Origin of the sequence: Ferruginibacter sp. HRS2-29, from assembly GCF_024343615.1 — a bacterium.
In the GTDB taxonomy this organism is placed as follows: Bacteria; Bacteroidota; Bacteroidia; order Chitinophagales; family Chitinophagaceae; genus Ferruginibacter.
On record NZ_RJUB01000103.1, the window covers coordinates 1 to 1,229 of the forward strand.

At 46.0% G+C, this 1,229-nt stretch carries 2 protein-coding genes; both read right to left on the reverse strand.

Features of this window, described 5'->3' with window-relative positions:
* Nucleotides 1-102: 102 nt before the first annotated feature.
* Nucleotides 103-759, reverse strand: a complete 657-nt coding sequence (locus EGI32_RS11260) for a hypothetical protein (protein ID WP_255155249.1) — start codon at nt 757-759, stop codon at nt 103-105.
* 31 nt (nt 760-790) lie between these two features.
* Nucleotides 791-1,229: beta-lactamase family protein (locus tag EGI32_RS11265; RefSeq protein ID WP_255155428.1), on the reverse strand; the 439-nt coding region annotated here is incomplete at its 5' end.

A 1,229-nucleotide genomic window follows, 5' to 3' on the forward strand; every position in this document is an offset into this window, starting at 1 on the left:
GGAGGTTGAAAGAAACCTCCGGGGTTTTTCTCCCAACCCCGGAGTGTTTTGGATCAAACGCCCGGAGGTTAAAAGAAACCTCCGGGGTTAAACCTCCGGGGTTTATTCGCCGTAATAAAAGTTTAATTCCCTGCACAATCCTTTGATCGCTTTTTTGCCGGCGGCTGTAAAACCGATCAATGCATATTCATCTTCCTTTCCTTTATTCATTACCTGGTGTGTGGTGGCAGGTATTGCTATGGTAGAAATAAGATAGTTGCAGCCAAGACAGATATTCACCTGGTTCACCATCGTATCGTTTTTGTAAAACACCAGCCCGAGATGTGGCTCAAAACAAGCGGCGGTACCATCTCCATAAGTTGAGTTACTGGACAATGCAGCCGTGATCTTATCAGCTTGCTGCCGGGTAAGGAATTGCTGTTTGGTGATGACCGGAACAAATTTACCTTTTTCATCGATCACTGCGATGTCATCTCTACCCCCGTCGAAATCATATGCGATGACCTTATCATAATCCATGGTGTTAAAAGGTGCACCCGCTTTTTTGTTTGGGGAAATTGCAGGAGTAGTCATGAGATAATCTTTCAACTCTTTTTCTTTCAGGATATCCGCCGGGTCAATCCTGGATGGTGGTCGGGGAGGTGGAGGAAAAGTATCGCCCGGTATGCTGGACAGCTTCACGTATTCTGGTTGTATAGGTTGCTGCTGACCATTATTGCACGAAATGATCAGCGAAGCCAATACGATAAATAAAACCATGTGAAGATTTTTTGTAGTGTGCATGCTTAGTCTATTTATCCAGTTGTTCATCTACCAGTTTTTTTAATGTGGTGTATTTTTCCGCTCTGCCTTTATTCTTCAGGTTAAAACAGAATAAAATCCCAACGTATTGCCGTTTGTTATCCACCCATGGAAAGCTACCGAACAATCCCGGGCTGGTCACCGCGTTGGCAACTTTTTCACCGGGCGATTCTTCCAGCATCCATTCTCCCAATCCATAACCCCAGTTGTCCGCTTCGGCAGGTGTGGAAATTATTTTTTTACCCGCGGTATAATTCTGCTGCATGAGTTCCACGGAAGAAGCCTGCAAAACGCGTTTGCCATTGTACAACCCCTTCGCCAATATCATTTGCAAAAAACGGATGTAATCATTGGCCGTGCCTTGTCCGCCGCCTGCTGCCAGCGGCACATGCTTATGGCCGAAATCGGTATTCGTCATCCCGCAGGGA